7 protein-coding genes are annotated in these 4,600 nt (G+C 70.4%); all 7 read right to left on the bottom strand.

Annotation, left to right across the window (positions count from 1 at the left end):
- Window positions 1-59: 59 nt before the first annotated feature.
- Window positions 60-527: an Hsp20/alpha crystallin family protein gene (locus ACFQ87_RS44475; protein ID WP_380616753.1), complete on the bottom strand. Its 468-nt coding sequence runs from the start codon at window positions 525-527 to the stop codon at window positions 60-62.
- Window positions 528-631: 104 nt separating this feature from the next.
- The gene (locus ACFQ87_RS44470; protein ID WP_380616752.1) at window positions 632-775 is read right to left on the bottom strand and encodes a DUF1918 domain-containing protein; all 144 of its coding nucleotides are present in this window, start codon (window positions 773-775) and stop codon (window positions 632-634) included.
- A gap of 1 nt (window position 776) precedes the next feature.
- Window positions 777-1,496 carry a helix-turn-helix domain-containing protein gene (locus ACFQ87_RS44465; RefSeq protein ID WP_380616751.1) on the bottom strand — a complete coding sequence of 240 codons (720 nt, stop codon included), beginning with the start codon at window positions 1,494-1,496 and terminating at the stop codon, window positions 777-779.
- A gap of 80 nt (window positions 1,497-1,576) precedes the next feature.
- Window positions 1,577-1,858 carry a dsRBD fold-containing protein gene (locus ACFQ87_RS44460; RefSeq protein ID WP_380616750.1) on the bottom strand — a complete coding sequence of 94 codons (282 nt, stop codon included), beginning with the start codon at window positions 1,856-1,858 and terminating at the stop codon, window positions 1,577-1,579.
- Entirely contained in the window at window positions 1,855-2,703 is an 849-nt protein-coding gene (locus ACFQ87_RS44455; protein WP_380616749.1) for a slipin family protein, read from the bottom strand. The genes ACFQ87_RS44460 and ACFQ87_RS44455 overlap by 4 nt, the downstream gene beginning before the upstream one ends.
- 199 nt (window positions 2,704-2,902) lie before the next feature.
- Window positions 2,903-3,922, bottom strand: a complete 1,020-nt coding sequence (locus ACFQ87_RS44450) for a 1-phosphofructokinase family hexose kinase (RefSeq protein WP_380616748.1) — start codon at window positions 3,920-3,922, stop codon at window positions 2,903-2,905.
- The gene (locus tag ACFQ87_RS44445; protein WP_380616747.1) at window positions 3,919-4,314 is read right to left on the bottom strand and encodes a hypothetical protein; all 396 of its coding nucleotides are present in this window, start codon (window positions 4,312-4,314) and stop codon (window positions 3,919-3,921) included. Before ACFQ87_RS44445 ends, ACFQ87_RS44450 begins: the two co-directional genes overlap by 4 nt.
- Window positions 4,315-4,600 lie beyond the last annotated feature (286 nt).

Genomic DNA, 4,600 nt, shown 5'->3' with positions numbered 1-4,600 from the left:
GCTCCTCATGCCATGGCGGTGGCCCGGCTCGGGCAGCCGGGCCACCGGATTGATCGCGGTCAGGTCGTGATCTCGATGTGCCGGGGCTTGGTGGCCTGTGCCTTGGGCACGGTCACCGTGAGAATCCCGTCGGTCAGGCAGGCGCTGACCTCCTCGGCCTTGGCCTCGGAGGGCAGGAGTGTCCGGTACTCGAAGCGGCCCGAGTGGCGGGTGCCGCGGCGCAGGACGCCCGGGGTTTCGCGTTCCTTCAGCTCGCCGGTGATGCACAGCTCCCGGTCGCCGATCTCGACGTCGATGTCCTCGCGTTTGAGGCCGGGCAGCTCGCACTCGACGACGAACGCGTCGTCGGTCTCGCGCAGGTCGGCCAGCGGCGACCAGCCGGCCGCCTCCGTCCAGGCCGGGGCGGCGGCCGCCAGGAACCGGTTCATCCTCTCGAACAGCTCGTCGAACTCGGCCGCCAGCGGCTCGCGCAGGGGGAAGGCTCGCTCCAGCAGGCTGCCAGGCCGGTACCGCACAGGCAGGGTCATAGCGGCTCACCTCCGGAAAAGGGGGGAAGAGGACTGTCCGCTCCTTCCATGCTGGGAGACGCCGGCCCGCCTGGCGACCGGAGGCCCCAGGACTCGCGCTCAGCTCATATGTGTCTGGTGCCCGACCATCGGACGTCGTACGGCGGGCCGCCGTCGGCGTGGTGCAGCGCGACGATCTCGCCCTCGCGGCGGGTCGTTCCCGGGCGGGTGCCCTCGATGATGATGCGGTCTCCGACTGCGGCCTTCATCTCATGCTTCCGGATGTTCGGGCCCGCCCTCGGGCGGCGCCGCTGATGGAAGACTGATGGTCCGGCCGGTGACGGCGGACGGTGCGATCCCGATCCACACGTTGCGTTCACCCCCGGCCCACGGGTCCGGGTCGCTCTGGCGCATCAGCTGCTCGATGGCCTCCGGATCGTCGACGCGGACCGCCGTGCCCGAGACCAGGACGCTCCAACCACCGCGCAGCGCCTCGTCGATGTGGTCCACCTCGAAGGCGACCCGGCTACCGGCAGCGCTCGCGGGGGTGCTCCCGGTGCCAGTCCGGTAGACCACCGTGCCGTCATGGATGCGGTAATTGACCGGAAGCACGACGGGACCGCTGGCGGTCGACAGGGCCACCCGGCCGATCCCGCCAGGCGCGAGCCTGGCCCAGCACTCCTCTTCCGGAAGTTCCTCCAGGACGGGATGCGCCGCCGAGGAGGCTCGGCCGGGCGGTATAGCTGGTCCGCCGCCCAGCAGTTCCCGAGCGGACGTGCCGAGTGCGGCTGCCAGCCGGGTGAGGGTGACGGTGTCGACGGCTTCGGCCGATGACTCGACGTACTCCACGTATCCCGGGGCCATGCCTGCCCGGTCGGCCAGGTCCTGGCGGCTGAGGCCGAGCAGTTGCCTGCGCCCGGCCACGCGTCGGCCGATGTCCCCGGGGTGGGCCGACCGGGGCTCGGCGGTGTTTTCACCTGCGTGCTTCATGAACACGATTCCCTCCGCGAGGTCGGGTGCCGCTGCGACGAGCGGACGAACCGCTGTCGACGGGCCGGCGCCCTCAACTGTCAGCCGTGCAGCGGCGGTTCGTTGGCGACCGCGTCGCTCTCGCCGGCGCGGAGCAACTGTTGTCCGAGGTGGATCAGAGCGCGTCCGGCAGCGTACTCGTCGCCGATCTCGGGCGCGGGCGGGTCGTGCGGGTTGCGGTGGGCCTCGGTGCGGCTCTCCAGCCGCTTGTCCCCGCTGTCGAGCACGGCGTGCACCTTGGTGACATCGCCCTCCTCGAAGAGGTCCACGCGCAGAGTCCACCGCTTGGTGCGTAGCTGCTGGGCCGTCGTGTTCGTGTTCATGTCCAGACCTGTCCTTTCAGGGGGTCGACGAGGGTCTCGTCCCGGGGGATGGGCCGGTCGGGTCCGGGTGCCTGGCCGCCTGCCGAGCCGGTCGGCGCGGGGACGGTCGCGGTCACGGCACCAGGGCGTCGGCTCTCCTCGGCGACGAACCGGGTCAGGGCCCGGGCGCTGTCGAGGAACTGGGCGGGGAAGACGATGGTGGAGTTCTTCTCGGCGGCGATCTCGGCCAGGACCTGGAGGTTGCGCAGCTGGAGGGCGATGGGGTGGTCGGCGATGACGTCGGCGGCCTCGGCGAGGCGTCCGGCGCTCAGGGCCTCGCCCTCGGCGGCGATGATCTTGGCGCGCTTCTCGCGTTCGGCCTCCGCCTGCCGGGCCATCGCCCGCTGCATGCTCGGCGGGAGTTCGATGTCCTTCAGCTCCACGACCAGGACGAGGACGCCCCACTGCTGGGTGAGGCCGTCGAGGATCTCCTTGATCTGCTCGTTGAGGGTCTCGGTGTCGGTGAGCACCTGGTCGAGCAGGGACCGGCCAACCACGTTGCGGACGGTGGTCTGGGCGATCTGGCCGATCGCGCTGGCCACGTCCTCGATCTCGACGATCGACTTCACCGGGTCCACCCGACGGAAGTAGGCGACCGCCGCGACGCCGATGGACACGTTGTCCCGGGTGATGATCTGCTGGGACGGGATCGGCATGGTCACCGTCCGCAGGGTGACCTTCCACAGTCGGTCCGCCAGCGGGATCATGAACCGGATCCCGGGGTTTCGGACCCCGCGCAGCCGGCCCAGCCGGAACACCACCCCACGCTCGTACTGCCGCACGATCGCGACTCCCAGATTCGGCATGGCGCTCACCTTCCTCGGTCCGGGACCGTCTCCAGCGTGCGGGAGGCCGTCGCGGCGGGCTTGGGCCACCCGGCCCTCCCCGGGGAGTCCGGACGGGCATCTCGGTCCTGGCCGACCAAGCCTGGCGCCAGCGGCAGGCGGCGCGTTTGCCGCCAGATGGCGTACCTGGCGGCGGAACGGGTTCCGGCAGGCGGGGTCCTCAGCTTGCAAGCCGGTTGATCCGCACCGCAGGGCAGAGGGACTCGGCCACCTCCCGATTGAACGGTTCGGTGCCGGGGGTGAGCATCGATGCGGCAGCTGCGGCCACCCCGAGCGCGCAGGCGTCGACCGGATCGTCGCCTTCGGCCAACCGGGTGACGATAGCGGCGATCATGCCGTCCCCGGCTCCGGCGTCGCTGAGGGGTTCTCCGGGCAGTGGCGGCGCATGCAGCTCCATGTGCCCCTGAACGGTCGAGCACAGCGCTCCGAGTTCCCCAAGGGTGGTGATGGCGACCTCGGCTGCTCCGGCGGCCAGCAGCTGCTCATTGACGCCGCGGGCGTCGTCGAAGCTCCGCACGGCCCGGCCGGCGAGGTAGGCGGCTTCGCTGCGGTTGCATCTGCGCAGGTACACGGCCTCGTGCAGTGACTCGCGCAGGGCCGGTCCTGAGGTGTCCAGGAGCAGTCTGGAGCCGGCTCCCCTGATCCGGCGGGCGACGGCCGTGTAGAAGTCGTCGGGCAGGCCGTCGGGCAGGCTGCCGCTGGCTACGACGTATCGGTGAGTGCCCGCTGCCCGCTCGATCAGGTCCAGACAGCGCCGGCCCTCGTCGTCGTCGAGTCGCGGGCCGCGTGGCACGATGTGGTAGCTGCGGCGTGACTCGGTCTCGAAGAGGACGAACGCTTCGCGGGTTTCACCCGCGATCCCGAGGGCGAGGTGGTCGATGCCCTCCTCGTCCAGCAGCCGGTTCAGGCGCTGGCCGATCTCCTGGCCGGCGGTGTGGACGGCGGTCGCCCGTCCCCCGAACCGCGCCACGCCGCGGGCGACGTTGATCCCTCCGCCGCCGGCGGCCACGTACCTGACCCGGGCGCGGGTCTTGCCGATGTCCACCAGGTGGTCGACGTCGCAGCAGATGTCGACCGTAGGGTTCATCGTGAGGGTGAGGACCGGGGGTGCAGTCCCCGGTGGCGAACTTCTTTCGCGGCTCCCCACCGGGGGCTGATTCGGTACGTCGGCGACGCTCATCGCAGTGGCCCGGCGGTTGTTGTCACCCTGCCCTGGCGTCCCGACTGCTCGGCGCGGGCCCACTCGTGGTCGTTGTCGGCCGTGACTCTCAGCAGACCGTCGGTGACGTTGATGGTGGTCAGCGTGAGGTAGATGATGGATGCCTGGAGGTCCACCACGATGCCGTTGCGTTCCGGCGGGCTGCCGACAACGACCAGCACACTGTGGTACCGGTCGGTCGCCGCATCTGGGTGGAGTACCTCGTTGAGCCGGACGGTCACGGTCAACAGGCCGTCGGTCAGGCTGGCGCTGACGTTCTCGCCTCGGCCGGCAGTACCGCCCGGTACTGGAAGCGACCGGTACGGCGCGTGCCGGGGCGGCGTGCCGGGGCGGTGTCGTACCGGCAGAGTCATCGAGGCTCACCTCCGCGAGGCAACGCATTCTCGGGTTACTTCCATGCTGAGGGGCCTGGACTCGTCCGGCGAGCGGAGCTCTGCAGGCCGGTTGCTCTCAGCGGACTGCGACCGGGCACCCACTGCTCCTCGGCCTGCGCCACATGGCAGGCGACGCGGTCCGCCATCTCCCCGGTCGCCTCGACCACGCCCAGGCTCACGAATTTGATTAAAGACGCTCAGTGATCCTATGGTTACCGTGTGGAGCTTCTCCGACTGTCAAAAGCCGCAAAGTGCTTGGGTGTTC

Origin of the sequence: Kitasatospora sp. NPDC056531 (assembly GCF_042794375.1) — a bacterium.
In the GTDB taxonomy this organism is placed as follows: domain Bacteria; phylum Actinomycetota; class Actinomycetes; order Streptomycetales; family Streptomycetaceae; genus Kitasatospora.
Note: the sequence above shows the minus strand (reverse complement) of the source record. Positions and strands in the feature narration are given on the sequence as shown.

Coding starts and splice junctions, on each gene's coding strand:
- ACFQ87_RS44450 (WP_380616748.1), bottom strand. CDS start 3,922: ATGAGCGTCGCCGACGTACCGAATCAGCCCCCGGTGGGGAGCCGCGAA.
- ACFQ87_RS44470 (WP_380616752.1), bottom strand. CDS start 775: ATGAAGGCCGCAGTCGGAGACCGCATCATCATCGAGGGCACCCGCCCG.
- ACFQ87_RS44460 (WP_380616750.1), bottom strand. CDS start 1,858: ATGAACACGAACACGACGGCCCAGCAGCTACGCACCAAGCGGTGGACT.
- ACFQ87_RS44465 (WP_380616751.1), bottom strand. CDS start 1,496: ATGAAGCACGCAGGTGAAAACACCGCCGAGCCCCGGTCGGCCCACCCC.
- ACFQ87_RS44475 (WP_380616753.1), bottom strand. CDS start 527: ATGACCCTGCCTGTGCGGTACCGGCCTGGCAGCCTGCTGGAGCGAGCC.
- ACFQ87_RS44455 (WP_380616749.1), bottom strand. CDS start 2,703: ATGCCGAATCTGGGAGTCGCGATCGTGCGGCAGTACGAGCGTGGGGTG.
- ACFQ87_RS44445 (WP_380616747.1), bottom strand. CDS start 4,314: ATGACTCTGCCGGTACGACACCGCCCCGGCACGCCGCCCCGGCACGCG.